Source organism: Pseudomonas nitroreducens TX1, from assembly GCF_000313755.1.
Lineage (GTDB): Bacteria > Pseudomonadota > Gammaproteobacteria > Pseudomonadales > Pseudomonadaceae > Pseudomonas > Pseudomonas nitroreducens_A.
The window spans coordinates 1-20,725 of record NZ_AMZB01000131.1; the positions used below are offsets into that span (position 1 = coordinate 1).

Consider the following 20,725-nt stretch of genomic DNA (forward strand, 5'->3'; position numbering starts at 1 on the left):
GCTGGAGTTGGACCGTCTTGATCTCAGCGCAGGGGACAGTGATCTGCCGGTGGTGGCCCTGGAGCCGGAAAACCTCGCCTACCTGATCTACACCTCCGGCTCCACCGGCAAGCCCAAGGGCGTGGCGGTGAGCCACGGCCCGCTGGCCATGCACTGCGCGGCCATCGGCGAGCTGTACCAGATGGATGCAGCGACCCGCGAGCTGCACTTCATGTCTTTTGCCTTCGACGGCGCCCACGAGCGCTGGCTGACTACCCTGGTCCACGGCGGCAGCCTGGTGCTGCGCGGCGATGAGCTGTGGACCCCGGAGCAGACCTACCGCGTGTTGCACGACAAGCAGGTCAGCGTCGCGGCCTTCCCGCCGGTCTACCTGCAACAGCTGGCCGAGCATGCCCTGCGTGACGGCAATCCGCCGCCGGTGCGCATCTACTGCTTCGGTGGCGACGCGGTGCCCAATGCCAGCTTCGAACTGGCCAAACGCGCGCTGCGCGCCGAACACCTGGTCAATGGCTACGGCCCCACGGAAACCGTGGTCACGCCGCTGCTGTGGAAGGCCGACCGCGCCACGGCCTGCGATGCCGCCTATGCGCCCATCGGCAAGGGCGTCGGTGCGCGCACGCTGTACATCCTCGACGAGCAACTGCGCCAGGTGCCGCTGGGCGTGGCCGGCGAGCTGTACATCGGCGGCGACGGCCTGGCGCGTGGATACCACGAGCGTGCCGGCCTGACCGCCGAGCGCTTTGTCGCCGATCCGTTCGATACGAACGGCGGGCGCCTGTACCGCTCCGGCGACCTGGTGCGCGGCCGCGCCGATGGCGTGATCGACTACGTCGGGCGGATCGACCACCAGGTGAAGATCCGCGGCTTCCGCATCGAACTGGGTGAGATCGAGGCGCGCCTGCAGGATCACCCGCAGGTCAGCGAGGCACTGGTGGTCGCCCGCGACGGTATCAGCGGCAAGCAACTGGTCGGCTACGTGGTGGGTGAAGCGGAAGGCGACGCGCTACGCAGCTTCCTCCGCAAGCAGGTGCCGGACTACATGGTGCCGGCGCAGATCCTGCTGCTGGAGCGATTCCCGCTGTCGCCCAACGGCAAGATCGACCGCAAGGCGCTGCCTGAACCGAGCTGGCAGGGTGAAGCCTACGAGGCACCACGCAATGAGCGCGAGCGTGCCCTGGCGGCCATCTGGCAGGACGTGCTGCAGGTGGAGCGCGTGGGCATCCGCGACAACTTCTTCGACCTGGGCGGCGATTCCATCCTCAGTTTGCAGATCGTCTCCCGCGCTCGCCAGGCGCTGGGCGACGGCGTGGAAATCCGCCTGCGCGACCTGCTGCAGTACCAGACCATCGCCGGCCTGCTGGAGCGCGCGGAAAACGTCGCGGGGGTAGCGCCGGCAGCGGCCGTGGAGGTCGCCGATGACGGCGAGTCCTTCGCCCTGGTGCCGATCCAGCAATGGATGTTCGAGCAGCAGCTGGAGGAGCCCGACCACTTCAACCAGGCGGTGCTGCTGGAGTGCCGCCAGCGTCTCGACGCGGATGCGCTGGAAGCGGCGCTGCAAGGCCTGCTGGCCGAACACGGCAGCCTGCGCCTGTCCTTCGCCTGTGGCGCAGACGGGGTGTGGCGCCAGCGCACTCTTGAGGCGAACGAGATCACCGGCGCGCTGCTCTGGCAGCGCCAGGCGGCGAACGCCGAGGAGGCGCTGCTGATCGCCAACCAGGCGCAGCGCAGCCTGGACCTCAGTGAAGGCCGGTTGCTGCGCGGCGTGCTCACCGACATGGCCGATGGCACCCAGCGCCTGCTGCTGGTGATCCATCACCTGGGGGTGGACGGCGTGTCCTGGCGCATCCTGCTGGAGGAGCTGCAACAGCGCTACGCCGCGCAGGTCACTGGCGAACCCGCGCCACGCTTCGAACGCACCAGCACCTACCGGGCCTGGGCCGAAGGGCTGCGCGAGTACGCCGACAGCCAGCTGGCCCAGGCCGACCTGCCGTACTGGCTGGAGCAGACCGAAACCGAGGGCCTGGGGGAGCCGCAGCGCGACAATCCGCGGGGCGCCGAGCGCATGGCGCACCTGGAACAGCTGTTCCTGCGGCTGGACCGCCAGCAGACCCAGCGCCTGCTGAAGGTGGCGCCGGAGGCTTACCGCACGCAGATCAACGACCTGCTGCTGACTGCCCTGGGCCGCACGCTATGCCAATGGTGCGACAGCGAGTCGGTGCTGATCGGCCTGGAAGGGCATGGCCGCGAGGATATCCTCGACGCGGTCGATCACAGCCGCACGCTGGGGTGGTTCACCAGCCTGTTCCCGCTGCGCCTGACGCCGGGGCAGGGCGACTACGCCCAGGCTATCCCGGCGATCCGCCGGCAGCTGCGCACGGTGCCGGACAAGGGGATCGGCTACGGCGCCCTGCGTTATCTGGGCGACAGCGCGCTGCGCCGCCAGCTCGCCGCCCGCGCGGAGCCGCGGGTCACTTTCAACTACCTCGGCCAGTTCGACCAGAGCTTCGATGAACAGGCGCTGTTCGTGCCGCTGCAGGAAAAGCCCGGCGACACCTATGCCGCCAGCACGCCGATGAACAACTGGCTGGAGATCGTCGGCCAGGTCTACGACGGCGAGTTGACCCTGCGCTGCATGTTCAGCCGCCGGGTGTTCCGCCCGTCGCGCATTGAGGCGCTGATGGCGCAGCTGCGCATGGAACTGGAAGGGGTGATCGGCCATTGCTGCGCCCAGGTGGAAAGCGGCGCGCGCAAGGAGCAGGCCACGGTATGAACGCATTGATGAATGAGGTCGGCATGCTGCACCCGGAGATTTCCGCCTTCCTGGATATGGTCGACGACGGCCGCCGCACGGGTCGCCCGGCGCTGCACGAACTGCCGGTGGAGCAGGCGCGGGAGGACTTCGAGGCTTCCTCGGAATCGCTCAAGGCCGGCGCGCCGTCGATGCCGGTGGAGGAACTGCTGGCCCCGGCGCGCGAAGGCCGGCAACTGCCGGTTCGCCTGTACCGCCCCGTTGCGGCTGGCGACGGGGCGATCCTCTACTTCCATGGGGGTGGTTACACGGTCGGCAGCCTGGATTCCCACGATGGCTTGTGCCGGCTGCTGGCGACGTACTGCGATTGCTCGGTGATTTCGGTGGGCTACCGATTGGCCCCGGAAGCGCCGTTCCCGGCCGCTACCCACGATGCGCGCGACGCCTGGAACTGGCTGCTGGATTCGGCCGCCAGTCTCGGCTTGAGTCCGCGCCGCCTGGCTGTGGGGGGCGACAGTGCGGGGGCCACGCTGGCTACCGTGCTCTGCGCCGAGTTGGCCGGCGAGGGCGCCGGGCAACCCTGCGCCCAGTTGCTGTTCTATCCGGCGGCGGACGCCAGCGCCCGCAGCGAATCCCAGGAGTTGTTCGCCGAAGGTTATCTGCTGGAGACGGCCAGCCTGGAATGGTTCTACGAACAATACCTGCCCGACGTCACGCAGCGCCGTGATTGGCGCTGCTCGCCGATTCATGGCGGTGCGGCGCTGCAAGGCAGCGCGCCGGCACTGCTGCTCGCAGCCGAGTTCGACCCCTTGCTGGACGAAGGCCTGGCCTACGCCCGAGCGCTGGTGGAGCAGGGCGTTGAAGTCGAGGCGGAGCGCTGCTGCGGGATGACCCATGACTTCCTGCGCATGGGCAACCTGGTGCCAGAGGTGGCGGGGTATTACCGGCGTGTGGCGGAGTTTCTTGCGGCGCGCTGGTGACAGGGCTCTGCCTTGAGTGCGGCTCGCCAGTGAGCGCGCTCCTGCTGCGAGGGCGCGGGTATAAAAAACCGGCCCGAAGGCCGGTCGAGGGACACTGGAGTCGCTACGCCCAGCGCATCACGCGCGCTTGAGCACCAGGGTCAGGATGTCGTAGCTGGCGACCAGCTCGCCGAGCTGGTTGGTGACCTCCACGTCCCAGGCCACCACGCCCTGCGGCTCGCCCTTGGGGCTCTTCTTGCCCTGGTCGATCTTGCGCTTGCAGGTGAGGCGCGCCTGGATGGTGTCGCCGATGCCCACCGGGTTGATGAAGCGCAGGGTGTCCAGGCCGTAGTTGGCCAGCACCGGGCCGACGCCGGGGGAGACGAACAGGCCGGCCGCCGCCGAGAGCACGAAGTAGCCATGGGCGATGCGCTTGCCGAACTGCGAGTCCTTGGCCGCCAGTTCGTCGAAGTGCATGTAGAAGTGGTCACCCGACAGGCAGCCGAAGTTCACCAGGTCGGCCTCGGTGACGGTGCGGCGATGGGTCAGCAGCGATTCGCCGATCTTCAGGTCGTCGAAGAAGCGGCGGAACGGGTGCACCTCGGTCTCGTAGACCTTGGCGCCGCGCACGTATTCGCCGGTGACGGCCATCAGCATGGTTGGCGAACCCTGTACGGCGGTGCGCTGCAGGTAGTGCTTCACCGCGCGCAGGCCGCCCAGTTCTTCACCGCCGCCGGCGCGACCGGGGCCGCCGTGCTTGAGCACCGGCAGCGGCGAGCCGTGGCCGGTGGATTCGGCGGCGGATTCTCGGTCGAGGATGTGCAGGCGGCCGTGCAGCGCGCCCATGGCCGGAACGACTTTCGCCGCGACCTGCGGGTCGCGGGTGATCAGGCTGGCCACCAGGCTGCCCTTGCCGCGCGCGGCCAACGCGACGGCTTCATCGATGTCGTCGTAGGCCATCAGGGTGGTCACCGGGCCGAAGGCCTCGATGTCGTGGGCGCCGCCTTCGGCGTGCGGGTCGCGGCTGCGCAGCAGGGTCGGGGCGAAGAACGCGCCTTCGTTGACGCCCTCGCCACGGGGGGCGAAGCCATCTTCCGCGCCGAACACCAGATCGCTGGATTTCAGCAGGGCTTCCACGCGCTCGGCGACATCGGCCTGCTGCGCGTGGGAGGCCAGGGCGCCCATCTTCACGCCTTCCACCGATGGGTCGCCGACCACGACCTTGGCCAGGCGCTCACGCAGACGCTCGGCGACGGCGTCGGCATGCTTGGCGGGGACGATGGCGCGGCGGATGGCGGTGCATTTCTGCCCGGCCTTGACGGTCATCTCGCGGGCTACTTCCTTGACGAAAAGGTCGAATTCTTCATCGTCCGGGGTGACGTCCGGGGCAAGGATGGCGCAGTTGAGCGAATCGGCCTCGGCGTTGAAAGGAACCGAGTGACGGATCAGGTTGGGGGTCACGCGCAGCTTGGCGGCGGTGTCGGCCGAGCCGGTGAAGGTCACCACGTCCTGGCCCCGCAAGCGGTCCAGCAGGTCGCCGGTGCCGCCGATGATCAACTGCAGGCTGCCGGCCGGCAGCAGGCCGGACTCGTGCATCAGGCGCACGGCGGCTTCGGTGATGTAGCTGGTGGCGGTGGCCGGTTTGACGATGCAGGGCATGCCGGCGAGGAAGCTCGGCGCGAACTTCTCCAGCATCCCCCAGATCGGGAAGTTGAAGGCGTTGATGTGCACGGCGATGCCGCCGCGCGGTACCAGGATGTGGCTGCCGGCGAACTTGCCGGTCTTGCCCAGCGGCATGGCCGGACCTTCATGGACCACGTTGCCGGACGGCAGCTCGCGGCCGCCGACGCCGGCGTAGGCGAACAGCGTACCGGCGCCGCCTTCGATGTCGATCCAGCTGTCGGCGCGGGTGGCGCCGCTGTGGCGGGAAATCTCGTAGAGCTGTTCCTTGCGCTCGGTCAGGTACAGCGCCAGGGCCTTCAGGCGCTGAGCGCGCTGCTGGAAGTCCATGGACATCAGTTCTTTCAGGCCCTGCTCGCGGGCATGGGCGACGGCTTCGGCGAAATCCAGCGCCTCCTCGTGGGTGCGCGCGACGGTCTGGCCGTTGAGCGCGCTACGCAGCGCCTGGGCGCCGTGCTGGCCGACCCAGCGGCCGCCGATGAAACTTTGCAGGATTGGCTCTTGGGCCATGGTTGTCTTCCTCCGGATCGCTACGCAAGGGGACCGGCTGCTGCCGGTGACCGCCGCGCCGGGTCGGCGTCGGCGGCGCATTCTTCATATGAAGAGCCAGGTGGCGGTACGAGCCGCCGGATAAGGGCCACCAAGACCTTGTGGGCCGTTGGCGGTGGAGCTGGTTGGTGTCTTGTAGGCGCGAGCTTGCTCGCGAAACTGATCGGCGCCGGCTCTGCCGGCGAATCGCGGACAGAGTTCGCTCCTACGAAAAGCGCGCCGGGCTCACCCCGTAGGAGCGGACCTTGTCCGCGAATCCTTCTGCGCACACCGAAGCAACGGCAGCGTGCGGTTCGCGAGCAAGCTCGCTCCTACAGGTGATGAATCAGAGCTGGTCGAAGTCCAGCACGACCTTGTCGCTGATCGGGTACGCCTGGCAGCTCAGCACATAGCCGGCAGCAACTTCGTAGTCCTCCAGGGCGAAGTTGCTGTCCATCTCCACCTCGCCGGACACCACCTTGCACTTGCAGGTCGAGCACACGCCGGCCTTGCAGGAGTAGGGCAGTTCGGCACCGTGTTCGTTGCCGGCGTCGAGCACGCTGACGCTGTTGCGCGCCAGCTCGAAGGACAGCTCGCGGCCGTCGCTGATGACGGTGATCCGGCTCTTCGCGCTGTCGACCGCGGCGGCGGCCTGGCGAGCTTCGCGTTTCTCGCTGCTGCCAGCGGCGGCGAAGAGCTCGAAGTGGATGCGCTCGGCCGGCATGCCGTTACCCTTGAGCTGATCGCGCACGGTCTCGGTCATTGCTTGCGGGCCGCAGATGAAGGCGGCGTCGAGGCTCTTCACGTCGAGCCAGCGGCTGAACAGCTGGCCGCATTTGTCGGCATCGATGCGGCCGTTGTAGAGGTCCACGTCCTGCTGCTCGCGGCTGAACACGAAGATCAGGTTGAGGCGTTGCAGGTAGCGGTTCTTCAGGTCTTCGAGCTGTTCGCGGAACATCGCGGCGTTGCTGGAGCGGTTGCCGTAGAGCAGGGTGACGCGGCTGCTCGGCTCGGTTTCCAGGGTGGTCTTGACGATCGACAGGATCGGCGTGATGCCGCTGCCGGCGGCGACCGCCAGGTAGTTGCCGTGGCGCGTCGGGTCCAGCTCGACATGGAAGTGCCCGGCCGGCGGCATGACGTCCAGGCTGGCGCCGACCTTCAGCGACTCGTTGGCGTAGGCAGAAAAACGCCCGCCCGGCACGCGCTTGATGGCCACGCGCAGCTCGCCGTCGTTCACGCCGCTGCAGATGGAGTAGGAGCGGCGCACTTCCTCGCCGTCGAGCTGGGTGCGCATGACCAGGTGCTGGCCGTGCTGGAAGCGGAAGCTGTCGGCCAGGTCCGCCGGGACGTCGAAGGCGATGGACACGGCGTCGCGGGTTTCGGCGCGCACTTCCTTGATTCGTAGGCTGTGGAACTTGCTCATTGTTCTTCTCCGGCGAGAAACTGCTGCGCTTGCCCATGTTGCGTTGAAATCTCCTTCGGGATGCTCATTGACTGCAGTCAACTCCACTCCCTCAGGCGCTTTCGCCTTGCCTGGCCTGCGCTCGCGACGTTTCTCCGCTTCTAAATGCACTTGAAGTAATCGAAGGGTTCTCGACAATCGACGCAGCGGTACAGCGCCTTGCAGGCGGTGGAGCCGAACTGGCTGAGCTGCTCGGTGTGCAGGCTGCCGCATTGCGGGCAACGCACTTCCGGGGTCTCGCCGAGCAGACTGCGTTTGCTGGTGCTGCCGGCCGGCGGGGCGATGCCGTAGTCGCGCAGCGCCTTGCGGCCCTCGTCGCTGATCCAGTCGGTGGTCCAGGCCGGGCTCAGGCGGCGCTCCAGTTGCGGCGTGGCGAAGCCGGCGTGTTCCAGGGCGTGCTGGATGTCCTGCTCGATGACCTCGGTGGCCGGGCAGCCGGAGTAGGTGGGAGTGACCACCACGTGCAGGTGCCCGTCCTGCCAGTCGAGCCCGCGCACGATGCCGAGGTCGACCACGCTGACCACCGGCACTTCCGGGTCCATCACCGCGCCGAGCACGCTCCAGGCGCGGCTGAGGTCGTCAGCCGTGCCGGCGCGGGCGCCGCGATCGCTGGTAATCAGCTCACCAGGTTGCATCGGGGTAGGCCCGCTGGAGGAACTGCATCTCGGCCAGGAGGATGCCTAGGTGTTCGGTGTGCAGGCCGCGGCGGCCGCTGAGGTAGAAGTTCACCGCGGGCTCGGGCACCGGCAGGGTCGCGGCGGCGAAGATGTCGGCGACTTTTGATTTCCACGCGGCAGCCAGTTCCTCGGGGTTCGGCGCGATACCTTCGGCGAACAGGCGCTGCTCGATCTCGTCCGTATTGCAGAGCTCGACGGTGAAGCGCCAAACCTGCGGGATCGCCGCGAGCATGCGCGCATGGCTTTGCTCGGTACCGTCGCCCAGGCGCTGCACCCACTCGGAAGAACGGCGCAGATGGTAGGTGACTTCCTTCAGACCCTTGGCGGCGATGGCTTTGACACGCTCGTCGCTGGAGCTGCTCAGCGCGTGCAGCACATGGAAGTGCCAGGCGTCATAGAGGAACTGCTTGGTCATGGTTACGGCGAAGTCGCCGTTGGGCTGCTCGACCAGCAGCAGGTTGCGGAAGGCGCGCTCGTCGCGGCGGAAGGCCAGGGCGTCGGCGTCGCGGCCGTCGTCCAGCAGTTCCACGGCGTACTCGTACCAGTTGCGCGCCTGGCCCACCAGGTCGAGGCCGACGTTCATCAGCGCCAGTTCTTCTTCCAGCGCCGGGGCGTGGCCGCACCATTCGCACAGGCGCTGGCCCTGGATCAGGGCGCTGTCGGCGAGGCGCAGCAGGTATTCGATCTTGTCGTTGTTCGGGTTCATCGCACGCGTCTCACATGTGGCCGACTTCGGGCGGCAGCTCGTAGAAGCTGGCGTGGCGGTAGACCTTGTCCTGCGATGGATCGAACAGCGGGTCCTTCTCGTCGGGGGAGGAGGCGGTGATCAGCGCGGAGGGTACGACCCACAGGCTCACGCCCTCGTTGCGGCGGGTGTACAGCTCGCGGGCGTTCTCGATGGCCATGGCGGCGTCGGCGGCGTGGACGCTGCCGACGTGCTTGTGGTTCAGGCCGTGCTTGCTGCGGACAAACACTTCAAAAAGGGTCCACTCGGACATGACTTTTCTCTCCTCGCGGCTCAGGCAGCGTCTTTTTTCTGTTGTTGTTTGCGGGCATAGGCGACCGCGGCTTCGCGGACCCAGGCGCCGTCTTCGATGGCCTTGCGGCGGGTGGCGACGCGCTCGGTGTTGCACGGGCCGTTGCCCTTGAGCACTTCGTAGAACTCTTCCCACTGGATGTCGCCGAAGTCGTAGTGGCCGCGTTCCTCGTTCCACTTCAGGTGCGGGTCCGGGGCGGTGCAGCCGAGCAGCTCCAGTTGCGGCACGGTCTGGTCGATGAAGCGCTGGCGCAGTTCGTCGTTGCTCTGGCGCTTGATCTTCCAGGCCATGGACTGGGCGCTGTTGGGGGAATCCGCGTCGCTGGGGCCGAACATCATCAGGGCCGGCCACCAGAGGCGGTTGATGGCGTCCTGGACCATGTCCTTCTGCGCCTGGTTGCCATGACGCATCATGGTCAGGAGGATTTCGTAGCCCTGGCGCTGGTGGAAGCTCTCTTCCTTGCAGATGCGGATCATGGCGCGCGAGTACGGGCCGTAGGAGGTGCGCTGCAGCACCACCTGGTTGACGATCGCCGCGCCATCCACCAGCCAGCCCACCGCGCCCATGTCGGCCCAGTTCAGCGTCGGGTAGTTGAAGATGCTCGAATACTTGGCCTTGCCCGAATGCAGCTTGGCGATCTCGGTGTCGCGGTCGGCGCCCAGGGTTTCCATGGCGCTGTAGAGGTAGAGGCCGTGGCCGGCTTCGTCCTGGATCTTGGCCATCAGCTGCAGCTTGCGCTTCAAGGTCGGCGCTCGGGTGACCCAGTTGCCCTCGGGCAGCATGCCGACGATCTCGGAGTGGGCGTGCTGGGAAATCTGCCGGATCAGCGTCTGGCGGTAGGCGTCGGGCATCCAGTTCTTCGCTTCGATCTTGATCTCGGCATCGATCTTTTCCTGGAAGGCGCGTTCTTCCGGCGACATCTCGTCCAGCGCCTTGATGCGCTTCACGCCGGTCTCAACCAGTTGTGCGTACATGCTGTGTCTCCAGCCTTTTGTCGTGTTCGTGGGACGGCCTTGGCCATGGCCGTAGTTTTAAATGATACAGAAATGAATGTCTAATACTAAATGATGTGTCGTAAATGGATTTTGTCTCGCTTTGGCGGATATGGAGGCGTTCGTTTGCACAAGAAAAGGCTAATTATCTCCGAGATAATTCGAGAATTTGCGTAGAAATAAAGACAAATATGCAGGCATTGCTTGTGCTGTCGCCGGGCAATGAAGACGGACGGGAATGGAGCGGGAATGCGACGAAGTGATACGCAAAGTGATCGATTTATGTTGATTTGGGCTAGTTTGTCGGGCGCTTTCGTAGGAGCGGATCTTATCCGCGAAGGCTCCTGTCCAGGCCTTGATAGGATTCGCGGACAAGGTCCGCTCCTACGAGGAGCGGGGCGGTGCGGGCGTCAGGCTTGGACGATGACCTCGAAGCCACCGAAGATCATGCGCTGCCCGTCGAAGGGCATGTCGCTGAATTCGGTCTTCATCCGTGGGTCTTCCATGAACTTCTTCATGCCCGTGTCCCGCGCCTCCTTGCTGGGCCAGGTGATCCAGGAGAACACCACGGTTTCATCCTCCTTGAGCTTCACTGCCATGGGGAAGGAGGTCACCTTGCCCTCGGGCACGTCGTTACCCCAGCACTCGACGACGCTGAGCGCGCCATATTCCCTGAACATCGCCGCCGCCTTGCGTGCCACCTCTATGTAGCGCTCGCGGCTGGCGGTGGGCACCGGTACGAGGAAGCCATCGACATAGTTCATCGTTCATCTCCTGCGGGTGGACGGACGGCCGGATGCCGCCTGCCTTTGAGGGATAGTCGAAGGGCGGGGTGGGGGATCGACAAATTGGCAGGGTTTGGCGACGGGCGGTCGGTGTGGCGGGGCATTCCGAAGCTGGCGCTCCCTCTCCCTGAAGGGAGAGGGAGTATTCGTGCCAGCTCGCCCGATGGTGCAGTCCTGTCCGCTTGAAGGGCTTGCCAGCAGGCGAGCTCATTCCTTGTCGATTCACGCCGTACCGGCCCCCTCTCCCTTCAGGGAGAGGGCTGGGGAGACGGTGCAATAAATGGCGACGAAGTTGGGCGGGTTCGCGAGCAAGCTCGCTCCTACAAAAAGCGGAAAAGCAAAAAGCCCCGCCGAAGCGGGGCTTTTTGATGACGCGGGCCAATCAGCCCTTGGGCCGGTTGTCGTACACGTGGCAGGCCTTGCCTTCCGAGCGCTTGAGGCTGTGGGAAGGTTGCACCAGCACCCGCGCGCTGACGCCGATATGGGTCTTGATCTGCTTGCCCAGCTCGCTGCCGATGGCCTTCTGCTCGTCCGCCGAGAGCGCCTGCAGGTCGTGGCGCAGTTCGACGTGGACGTCGATGCAGTCGAGATTGCCGTTGCGGTGCAGGTGGATCTCGTAGCACTCGGCGAGCTGCTTGATCTTCAGCACCTGTTCCTCGACCTGGGTCGGGAAGACGTTGACGCCACGGATGATCAGCATGTCGTCGCTGCGACCGGTGATCTTGTCGATCCGTCGCATCGGTCGCGCGGTGCCCGGCAGCAGGCGGGTCAGGTCGCGGGTGCGGTAGCGGATCATCGGCAGCGCTTCCTTGGACAGTGAGGTGAACACCAGCTCGCCGTATTGACCGTCAGGCAGCACGGCGCCGGTCGCCGGGTCGATGATCTCGGGGTAGAAGTGGTCTTCCCAGACGGTCGGGCCGTCCTTGGTCTCGGCGCATTCCATGGCGACGCCCGGGCCCATGATTTCCGAGAGGCCGTAGATATCCAGCGCGGTGATGCCCATGCGCTCCTCGACCGCGCGGCGCAGTTCGGCCGTCCAGGGTTCGGCACCGAAGATGCCCAAGCGCAGCCTGAGGCTGTGCGGGTCGACGCCCTGGCGCTCGATCTCGTCGGCGATGTTGAGCATGTAGGACGGGGTGACCATGATGATGTCCGGCTGGAAATCGCGGATCAGCTGGACCTGCTTCTCGGTCTGGCCGCCGGACATCGGGATCACGGTGCAGCCCAGGCGCTCGGCGCCGTAGTGAGCGCCCAGGCCGCCGGTGAACAGGCCGTAGCCGTAGGACACATGCACCTTGTCACCCTTGCGACCGCCGGCGGCGCGAATGGAGCGCGCCACCACATTGGCCCAGGTGTCGATGTCGTTCTGCGTGTAGCCGACCACCGTGGGTTTGCCGGTGGTGCCGCTGGACGCGTGCAGGCGCACGATCTCGCTCTGCGGCACGGCGAACATGCCGTAGGGGTAGTTGTCGCGCAGGTCGTTCTTGCCGGTGAAGGGGAATTTCGCCAGGTCGTCGAGGGAGGTCAGGTCGTCCGGGTGTACACCGGCTTCGGCAAAGCGCTTCTGGTACAACGGGACGTTGTCGTAGGCATGCTTGAGGCTCCAGCGCAGGCGCTCCAGCTGGTGCTGGCGCAGCGCGTCGACACTGGCGGTTTCCATCGGGTCAAGCAGGGCACGTTCGGCATCATGGTACATGTTCATGGGTTCACTCGATTTGTTCTTGTACGCCAGCCCGCGTGCGGGCTGCGAGTGTCATGGGAGCAGGATAACGCCCCCGTTCGCGGAAAGTTTCGAACCCCTGTCAGAGACGTTGCTCTGCCTGCCAGACGGCGGCTTTCGCGACTGGCGGTGCGAGGTGCGAGCCTTCCGTGGGTTCAGATCCGTTCGATGATCAGGGCGATGCCCTGGCCGACGCCGATGCACATGGTGCACAGGGCGTAGCGGCCGCCGCGCTCCTCCAGTTCATGCAGGGCGGTGGTGACCAGGCGCGCACCGCTCATGCCCAGCGGGTGGCCAAGGGCGATGGCGCCGCCGTTGGGGTTCACCCGCGCGTCGTCGTCGGCGAGGCCCAGTTCGCGCAGGACTGCAAGGCCCTGGGCGGCGAAGGCTTCATTCAGTTCGATCACGTCCATGTCGGCCAGTGACAGGCCGGCCAGTTCCAGCACCTTGCGGGTCGCCGGTACCGGGCCGATACCCATGATGCGCGGTTCGACGCCTGCGGTGGCCATGGCGACGACGCGGGCGCGGGCCTTCAGGCCGTGGCGCGCGGCGGCAGCCGGGGTCGCCATCAGCAGGGCGCAGGCGCCGTCGTTGACGCCCGAGGCGTTGCCGGCGGTGACGCTTCCGCCTTCGCGGAACGGCGTGGCGAGCCTGGCCAACTGCTCCAGGGTGGTGTCGCCGCGCGGGTGTTCATCCTGCTCGACGACCTTGGCCGGGCCTTTGCGCTGGGGGATTGCCACCGGAACGATTTCCTTCGCCAGTCGGCCATTGGCCTGTGCGGCGGCGGCCTTGTGCTGGCTGCGCAGGGCGAAGGCGTCCTGGTCGGCGCGGCTGATGTTGAACTGCTCGGCGACGTTCTCGGCCGTCTCGGGCATGGAGTCGATGCCGAATTGCTGCTTCATCAGTGTGTTGACGAAGCGCCAGCCGATGGTGGTGTCGAAGATTTCCGCGCTGCGGCCGAAGGCCTGCTCGGACTTGCCCATCACGAAGGGGGCGCGGGACATCGATTCCACGCCGCCGGCCAGCATCAGTCCGGCCTCGCCGCAGCGCAGGGCGCGGGCGGCGCTGCCCACGGCGTCCAGGCCGGAGCCGCACAGGCGGTTGAGGGTGGTGCCAGGAACGGTGACCGGAAGGCCGGCCAGCAGCGAAGCCATGTGGGCGACGTTGCGGTTGTCTTCGCCGGCTTGGTTGGCGCAGCCGAAGATCACGTCGTCGATGGCGCTCCAGTCCAGCTCCGGGTGGCGCTGCATCAGGGCCTTCATCGGGATCGCTGCCAGGTCGTCGGCGCGCACGCTGGACAGGGCGCCGGCGTAGCGACCGATCGGCGTGCGTACCGCGTCGATGATCAGGGCGTCAGTGAGGTCTGTCATTCGGAGGTCTCCTGCGCCAGCACGGTGCCGCGCACTTTGTAGGACTTGCCGTGGAACAGGGCGATCAATTGACCCTGCTGGTTTTCGATGCGTACGTCGTAGTTGCCGGTACGGCCGCTGCGGCTCTGCTCGAAGGCGCTGGCGACCAGCTCGTCGCCTTCGCGGGCCGGCGCCACGTAATCGATGCTGCAGCCAATGGCGACGGTGGCGTCGTTGTAGCTGTTGCAGGCGAAGGCGAAGGCGGAGTCGGCGAGGGCGAACAGGTAGCCGCCGTGGCAGGTGCCGTGGCCCTGGATCATGTCCTCGCGCACGCGCATCGACAGCTTCGCGCGACCTGGACCCGCATCCATCAGCTGGATGCCCATGCGCCGGGTGGCCTGGTCGCGCTCGTACATGGCCTCGGCGCAGGCGCGGGCCAGTTGGGTGGCGTCAGTCATGGAAAGTTCTCCCCTCGGCGTGCAGGCGGCGCAGCAGCAGGGACGGGCGATAACGGTCCTCGCCATAGGCGGCCTGCAGGTTGTCCAGCACGCGCAGCACGTTGCCGATGCCGATCTGCCCGGCCCAGGCCAGCGGGCCTTGCGGGTAGTTCACCCCGGCTTGCATGGCGAGGTCGATGTCGCCTGCGTTGCCGACACCCTGCAGCACCGCATCGGCGCCTTCGTTGGCGAGCATGGCGACGGTGCGCAGCACGGCGAGGCCGGGGGTGTCGCTCAGGCGGCTGGCGGCGATGCCGGCCCTGGCCAGCAGGGCGACAGCCTGGTCCAGCGCTTCGGGTGTGGTACCGGCAGAGCAGGAAATGCCCAGGCGCGAGGCCTTGCTGTAATCCAGGGCGAGGTCGATCAACACCAGGTTGCGCAGGCCGTCTTCCTTGGCGCGCTGGCTGGCGAGGCGGCCATCGGACAGGGCGATCACCGCATCGCCGACGCACAGCAGGCCGTTGCCAGCGCGCTGGGTGATCCCGATGCCGGCGTTTTTCAGGCGTTGCACCAGCGGCTGGGCAACGCCCAGGTCGCCTTCCAGCACGCACGAGGCGACGCTGGCGCTGCTGCTCAGGCTCGCCGGCTGCGGGCGTTCGGCGCCTTCGGCGTAGTCGTAGAAGCCGCGACCGCTCTTGCGGCCGAGGCGGCCGGCATCCACCAGCTCCTTCTGGATCAGCGAGGGTTGGAAGCGGAAGTCGCCGTAGTAGGCGGCGAACACCGAGCAGGTGACGGCGTAGTTGACGTCATGGCCGATCAGGTCGGTCAGCTCGAAGGCGCCCATGCGGAAGCCGCCGGCGTCGCGCATCAACGCATCCAGCGTGGCGCAGTCGGCGGCGCCTTCCTGCAGCAGGCGCAGGCTTTCGGCGTAGAAGGGGCGCGCCACACGGTTGACGATGAAACCGGGGGTCGACTTGGTGTGGACCGGCTTCTTGCCCCAGGCCAGCGAGGTGGCGTAGAGGCTGTCGGCCAGCGCCGGGTCGGTGGCGAGGCCGGAGACGATCTCCACCAGCGCCATCAGCGGAGCCGGGTTGAAAAAGTGCATGCCGACCACCTGCTGTGGGCGCTTGAGGCCGGTGGCAAGGCTGGTGATGGACAGCGAAGAGGTGTTGCTGGCGAGAATGCAGTCTTCGCCACACAGCGTTTCCAGCTGCTGGAACAGACCGCGCTTGAGCTCCAGGTTCTCGACGATGGCCTCGATCACCAGCTTCGAGTCGGCCAGCGCCTCGATGGCTTCCACCGGTTGCAGGCGCGCGACGATGGCGGCACGTTCCTCGGCGCCCAGCTTGCCTTTCTCCACCAGGCGGCCGAGCTGGCGGTCAATGCCGTCGATGGCCTGGGCGGCGGCGCCGGGGCGGTTATCGTGCAGCTTCACCGGGTGGCCGGCCTGCGCGGCGACCTGGGCGATGCCTGCACCCATGGCGCCGGCGCCGATCACCGCGACTTTGGCGTTTTTCGAAAGTGCGTTCATCGATCAGCGGCCCTTGAAGCTGGGGGTGCGTTTTTCCATGAAGGCGGACACGCCCTCGCGGTAGTCCTCGCTGCGGCCGGCCAGGCGTTGCAGGTCGCGCTCCAGCTCCAGCTGCTCGTCGAAGCTGTTGCTCAGGCTGGCGTTGAGGCTGCGCTTGATCAGCGCCAGGCCGTAGGTCGGCTGGGTGGCGAGGTGGCGGGCGAGCTTCAGGGCTTCCTCGCGCAGGTTGGCGTCATCCACCACCTGGTAGATCAGGCCCCACTGCTCGGCCTGCTCGGCGGAGAGGCGATTGCCCAGCAGTGCGAGCGCCTTGGCGCGGGCCATGCCGACCAGGCGCGGCAGGGTCCAGGTGCCGCCGGAATCGGGGATCAGGCCGATCTTGCAGAAGGCCTGGATGAAACTGGCCGAGCGCGCCGCCAGGACCAGGTCGCAGGCCAGCGGGATGTTGGCGCCGGCGCCGGCGGCCACGCCGTTGACCGCGCAGATGACCGGCAGCGGCAGGTCGCGCAGGGTGCGGATCAGCGGGTTGTAGAACTGCTCGATGGACTGGCCCAGGTCGGGCATCTCGGCGCCCGGCGCAACGTTGCGGTCGGACAGGTCCTGCCCGGCGCAGAAGCCGCGGCCTTCGCCGGTCAGCAGCAGGACGCGGGTTTCCGGGTTCTGTCGGACCTGCTTGAGCGCCTCGCGCACTTCGCCGTGCATGGCGGCGTTGAAGCTGTTGAGCTGCTCCGGGCGGTTCAGGCTGAGGAGGGCGACGCCGTCCTCGATGGAAAACAGGATGTGCTCGAAGTTCATGGGCGGACTCGCTCCATCAATAGGCAGAAATGGGGAGAAAGGGGCGAACGCTCAGCGGCCCTGGTAGGTCGCTTTGCGTTTTTCCTGGAAGGCGCGGATGCCTTCATCGCGGTCGGCGGTGCCGGCCAACAGGGTGAAGGCGTGGCGTTCGAAGCGCAGGCCGCTGGCGAGGTCCGTGTCCTGGGCCTTGAGCAGCGCTTCCTTGGCCAGGCGTACGGCCAGCGGTGCCTTGGCGGCGATGCTGCGGGCGATCTGCAGGGCGCGCTCGACGCTGAATTCGGGTTGGGTGATCTCGCTGACCAGGCCGGCGCGCTGGGCGTGGCGGGCGTCGATGGCCTCGCCGGTGAGCACCATCTGCATGGCCAGCGGCTTGCCCACGGCGCGCAGCAGGCGCTGCGTGCCGCCGGCCCCAGGCATGATGCCGAGGTTGATTTCCGGCTGGCCGAAGCGAGCGTCTTCGCCGGCGACGAGGATGTCGGCGTGCATCGCCAGCTCGCAGCCGCCCCCCAGGGCGAAGCCGTTGACGGCGGCGATCAGCGGTTTGGAGAAGGCGGCGATGCGCTGCCAGTAGCCGACGCGCGGGTCGTTGAGGATGCCGACCAGGTCGCGCTCGGCCATTTCCTTGATGTCGGCGCCGGCGGCGAAGGCCTTGCGGCTGCCGGTGAGCACTACTGCACGGGTTTCGCTGTCCTGCTCGGCGGCGTCGAGTTCGGCGGCCAGTTCGCCGAGCAGTTCGGTGTTCAGGGCGTTCAACGCTTCGGGGCGCTGCAGGGTGATCAGGCGGACGCCCGCTTCAGGCATCTGAACGGCAAGGGTGCGAGGCATGACATCGTCCTCAGGCTGCACGCGCGGCTGCTTGGCCGGCTGTATTGGAATTATGGGAGGCAGGCGTTGCCCGTCTCCGGCCTTTTCGCAGTATAGGCCTGAAGTGATACGAAAAAACAACAAAAAAGTTTAATAGCGTGTCTAATAGTTTTCTTGTGGTGCCAAAGCGTGGTGGCAGGGGTGGCTGTTATCTGTCTTGAATCCAGCGTGTTATCGGGTTTGTGGAGCTTATCATCGGTCAGGTTGAGGACGTACAGAAGTGATACGTCAGATTTAGATTGGATGTGCTTGCCTTGATGTGATACAAGATTTACAACAGAACAAAGCGCTTTGTGCGGTGATGCCAAAGACCGGCAGCGCCTCAGGAGAACCCGATGCCCTGCTATAGCCTCGAAGGCGTGCGCCCGGTCGTTCATCCGACCGCCTATGTCCATCCCACTGCCGTGTTGATCGGCGACGTCATCGTCGGCCCGGGCTGCTATATCGGCCCTCTGGCGGCGCTGCGCGGCGATTTTGGGCGGATCGTCCTCGAAGAAGGCGCGAACCTTCAGGACACCTGCGTCATGCATGGCTTCCCTGACAGTGACACCATCGTCGAACGCAACGGCCACATCGGCCACGGTGCGGTACTGCACGGCTGCCGCATCGGCGAGGACGCGCTGGTCGGCATGAACGCCGTGGTGATGGATTATGCGCAGATCGGCCCGCGCTCCATCGTTTCAGCCACGGCCTTCGTCAAGGCCAAGTTCGAGTGCGCTCCGCAAAGCCTGGTGATGGGCGCGCCGGCCAGCGTCAAGCGTAGCCTCAGCGATGAGGAAATCGCCTGGAAGCGCCGTGGTACGGAGGAATACCAGGCCCTGGCCAAGCGCTGCATCGCCGGCCTGGTGGAATGCCAGCCGCTGGCGGAGATGGAAGCAGAACGCCCACGCCTGGGCGACTCCGGTTTCCGGCCCAAGGCAGAAGCAGGGAAGGGCGCATGAATACTGGGGTTCGCACCAATGGCCAGGCGATGCGGCGGACAGGTATAGTCGCCGCTCCTTCGACTGCGCAACGTGCCATGACCGCTCTAGCACCGCTGAATCAGCTGATCAACCGCTTCCAGGAGCAGACGCCGATCCGCGCCAGCTCGCTGATCATCACCCTCTATGGCGATGCCATCGAACCCCACGGCGGTACCGTCTGGCTGGGCAGCCTGATCAATCTGCTGGAACCCTTCGGCATCAACGAGCGGCTGATCCGCACCTCGATCTTCCGCCTGACCAAGGAAGACTGGCTGACCGCCGAAAAGGTTGGCCGGCGCAGCTACTACAGCCTGACCGGCACTGGCCGGCGGCGCTTCGAGAAGGCCTTCAAGCGCGTCTACAGCTCCAGCCTGCCGGCCTGGGACGGCGCCTGGACCCTGGTAATGCTCTCGCAGATCGCCGCCGACAAGCGCAAGCAGGTCCGCGAGGAACTGGAATGGCAAGGCTTCGGCGCCATTTCACCGACCGTCATGGCCTGCCCGCGAGCCGACCGTAGCGACGTCATGGCAACCCTGCAGGACCTGGACGTAGCCGACGACTGCATCGTCTTCGAAACCCGCGCCCAGGACGTGCTGGCCTCCCGCGCCATGCGCCTGCAGGTGCGCGAGAGCTGGAAGATCGACGAGCTCGGCGAGCACTACAGCGAATTCATCCAGCTGTTCCGCCCGCTCTGGCAGGCGCTGCGCGAACAGGACCAGTTGCGCCCGGAAGACTGCTTCCTGGCGCGCACCTTGTTGATCCACGAATACCGCCGGCTGCTCCTGCGTGACCCACAGTTGCCCGATGAGCTGCTCCCGGGCGATTGGGAAGGTCGCGCGGCGCGGCAGCTGTGCCGCAATATCTACCGACTGATCCACGCCAAGGCCGAAGACTGGCTGAACCGCAACCTGGAGACCGCCGACGGCCCGTTACCGGATGTCGGCGAGAGCTTCTACAAGCGCTTTGGCGGATTGAACTGACAGGAGTTGGCGTGAAAAATGCCTCCCTCTCTGCAGCGCTGCGGTTGCAGGGTGGGGACACCGACGTGAGTCTTCCTGAGAAGATGGGCGACGGACGATGACGACAGGCCCTGGAGGCCGTCGCTGAATAACAACAATCAATGCGTGTGAGGCTCTGCAGGTCATGAATTCTTCATCGACATTGAGGGATGACGCTTTCGAGGCGTGGCTGGGACAGGTCAACCGGGCGTGCGGTCGTTTCGATGCACGAACCCTCGGCCCCCAGTTCCATGGACGGTTGCGGGAATACCAGGGCGGCGCAATCAAGCTTTCCGTGGTAGACATGGCCCAGGTGCACCTGTACCGGACCAGCAAGGAAGTCGGCAGCAGCGCGGGCGGGCACTATTACGCGGTGTTCCAGCTCGAAGGGCGCTCGCGCCTGGAGCAGGGCGACAACCGGGTGGAACTGTCACGCGGTGACATCACCCTCATCGACGCCAGCCGGCCCAGCGACATGACCTACCTGGAGGAGTCCCGGCAACTCTCCCTGATCCTGCCGCGCCAGGTGATCGAGCGCGGCCTGCGCATGTCGGAGGTGACCTGCGCGTCGAAGATCCCGGCCAGCTCGCCGATCGCCGTACTCGCCAACCGCCTGATCGTCGAGACCAGCCAGCAGGAAAGCCTCGGCATGCTGGAAAGCGAAGCGACCCTTGACGCCCTGGTGACCCTGCTGCGCCCCGCGCTGGCCAGCCAGGACGCCGAACAGGACAACCACGAACGCATGTTCCGCAAGGCCACGGCCTTCATCGACCAGCACATCGGTGCCGAAGAACTCTGCCCCGAACTGATCGCCCGCGAAGTGGGCATCTCGGTGCGGGGCCTGTACCGCATGTTCGCCAAGAAGGGCCTGGTGGTGGCGCAGTACATCAAGAACCGCCGCCTGGACTTCTGCGCCGAAACCCTGCGCAACGCCCAGTTCGAGCAGAAGCTGTCAGCGCTGGGTTATGCCTGGGGTTTCTCCGATTCGAGCTACTTCTCCACGGCGTTCAAGGGCCGCTTCGGGGTGTCGCCGGGCGAGTATCGCAAGCGTTACGCCAACTAAAATAGAGGCGCGAGTACCGTATATCGATCGTTTGTGTCGGCCTCCCTCTCCCTAACCCTCTCCCTGAAGGGAGAGGGGACTGGATCGGCGCAGCCTGAAGCCGATGCGTCAGCCGGCACGGATGGCTCCCTCTCCCT

Annotated in this window: 18 protein-coding genes; 5 read left to right on the top strand and 13 right to left on the bottom strand. The window is 66.3% G+C overall.

Annotation, left to right across the window (positions count from 1 at the left end):
* On the top strand, window positions 1-2,770 hold a 2,770-nt coding region (locus tag C167_RS0124405; protein ID WP_026079250.1), incomplete at its 5' end, for a condensation domain-containing protein.
* A complete protein-coding gene (locus C167_RS0124410; RefSeq protein ID WP_017520934.1) occupies window positions 2,767-3,729 on the top strand; it encodes an alpha/beta hydrolase in 963 nt (320 codons plus the stop codon). The genes C167_RS0124405 and C167_RS0124410, both read left to right, overlap by 4 nt.
* 117 nt (window positions 3,730-3,846) lie before the next feature.
* Here C167_RS0124410 and paaZ read toward each other — a convergent pair whose 3' ends face one another.
* The 13 genes from paaZ to paaF all read right to left on the bottom strand — a co-directional run bounded on the left by paaZ (window position 3,847) and on the right by paaF (window position 17,526).
* Entirely contained in the window at window positions 3,847-5,898 is a 2,052-nt protein-coding gene (paaZ, locus tag C167_RS0124415; protein ID WP_017520935.1) for a phenylacetic acid degradation bifunctional protein PaaZ, read from the bottom strand.
* A gap of 364 nt (window positions 5,899-6,262) precedes the next feature.
* Window positions 6,263-7,339: a 1,2-phenylacetyl-CoA epoxidase subunit PaaE gene (gene paaE / locus C167_RS0124420; protein WP_017520936.1), complete on the bottom strand. Its 1,077-nt coding sequence runs from the start codon at window positions 7,337-7,339 to the stop codon at window positions 6,263-6,265.
* A gap of 140 nt (window positions 7,340-7,479) precedes the next feature.
* Window positions 7,480-8,013, bottom strand: a complete 534-nt coding sequence (gene paaD, locus C167_RS0124425) for a 1,2-phenylacetyl-CoA epoxidase subunit PaaD (protein ID WP_017520937.1) — start codon at window positions 8,011-8,013, stop codon at window positions 7,480-7,482.
* Window positions 8,000-8,761, bottom strand: coding sequence for a 1,2-phenylacetyl-CoA epoxidase subunit PaaC (gene paaC, locus C167_RS0124430; RefSeq protein ID WP_017520938.1), 762 nt, complete (start codon window positions 8,759-8,761; stop codon window positions 8,000-8,002). Before paaC ends, paaD begins: the two co-directional genes overlap by 14 nt.
* Before the next feature lie 10 nt (window positions 8,762-8,771).
* Window positions 8,772-9,053: a 1,2-phenylacetyl-CoA epoxidase subunit PaaB gene (paaB, locus tag C167_RS0124435; protein WP_017520939.1), complete on the bottom strand. Its 282-nt coding sequence runs from the start codon at window positions 9,051-9,053 to the stop codon at window positions 8,772-8,774.
* 20 nt (window positions 9,054-9,073) lie between these two features.
* A complete protein-coding gene (gene paaA / locus C167_RS0124440; RefSeq protein ID WP_017520940.1) occupies window positions 9,074-10,066 on the bottom strand; it encodes a 1,2-phenylacetyl-CoA epoxidase subunit PaaA in 993 nt (330 codons plus the stop codon).
* A 428-nt stretch (window positions 10,067-10,494) separates the two neighbouring features.
* A complete protein-coding gene (locus C167_RS0124445; RefSeq protein WP_017520941.1) occupies window positions 10,495-10,848 on the bottom strand; it encodes a DUF1428 domain-containing protein in 354 nt (117 codons plus the stop codon).
* Window positions 10,849-11,251: 403 nt separating this feature from the next.
* Entirely contained in the window at window positions 11,252-12,571 is a 1,320-nt protein-coding gene (gene paaK, locus C167_RS0124450) for a phenylacetate--CoA ligase PaaK (RefSeq protein WP_017520942.1), read from the bottom strand.
* Window positions 12,572-12,744: 173 nt separating this feature from the next.
* The gene (pcaF, locus tag C167_RS0124455) at window positions 12,745-13,959 is read right to left on the bottom strand and encodes a 3-oxoadipyl-CoA thiolase (protein WP_017520943.1); all 1,215 of its coding nucleotides are present in this window, start codon (window positions 13,957-13,959) and stop codon (window positions 12,745-12,747) included.
* A complete protein-coding gene (paaI, locus tag C167_RS0124460) occupies window positions 13,956-14,396 on the bottom strand; it encodes a hydroxyphenylacetyl-CoA thioesterase PaaI (RefSeq protein ID WP_017520944.1) in 441 nt (146 codons plus the stop codon). Before paaI ends, pcaF begins: the two co-directional genes overlap by 4 nt.
* A complete protein-coding gene (gene paaH, locus C167_RS0124465) occupies window positions 14,389-15,906 on the bottom strand; it encodes a 3-hydroxyacyl-CoA dehydrogenase PaaH (protein ID WP_017520945.1) in 1,518 nt (505 codons plus the stop codon). The genes paaI and paaH overlap by 8 nt, the downstream gene beginning before the upstream one ends.
* Window positions 15,907-15,909: 3 nt before the next feature.
* Complete coding sequence (gene paaG, locus C167_RS0124470) at window positions 15,910-16,701, bottom strand: 2-(1,2-epoxy-1,2-dihydrophenyl)acetyl-CoA isomerase PaaG (RefSeq protein WP_017520946.1); 792 nt, start codon at window positions 16,699-16,701, stop codon at window positions 15,910-15,912.
* 51 nt (window positions 16,702-16,752) lie between these two features.
* Entirely contained in the window at window positions 16,753-17,526 is a 774-nt protein-coding gene (gene paaF, locus C167_RS0124475) for a 2,3-dehydroadipyl-CoA hydratase PaaF (protein ID WP_017520947.1), read from the bottom strand.
* Window positions 17,527-17,900: 374 nt separating this feature from the next.
* Here paaF and paaY point away from each other — a divergent pair, with 374 nt between their 5' ends.
* The 3 genes from paaY to feaR all read left to right on the top strand — a co-directional run bounded on the left by paaY (window position 17,901) and on the right by feaR (window position 20,588).
* On the top strand, window positions 17,901-18,506 hold the full coding sequence (paaY, locus tag C167_RS0124480) for a phenylacetic acid degradation protein PaaY (RefSeq protein WP_017520948.1): 606 nt from the start codon (window positions 17,901-17,903) through the stop codon (window positions 18,504-18,506).
* Window positions 18,507-18,583: 77 nt separating this feature from the next.
* A complete protein-coding gene (gene paaX, locus C167_RS0124485) occupies window positions 18,584-19,507 on the top strand; it encodes a phenylacetic acid degradation operon negative regulatory protein PaaX (protein WP_017520949.1) in 924 nt (307 codons plus the stop codon).
* 163 nt (window positions 19,508-19,670) lie between these two features.
* Entirely contained in the window at window positions 19,671-20,588 is a 918-nt protein-coding gene (gene feaR, locus C167_RS0124490) for a transcriptional regulator FeaR (RefSeq protein WP_026079251.1), read from the top strand.
* Window positions 20,589-20,725 lie beyond the last annotated feature (137 nt).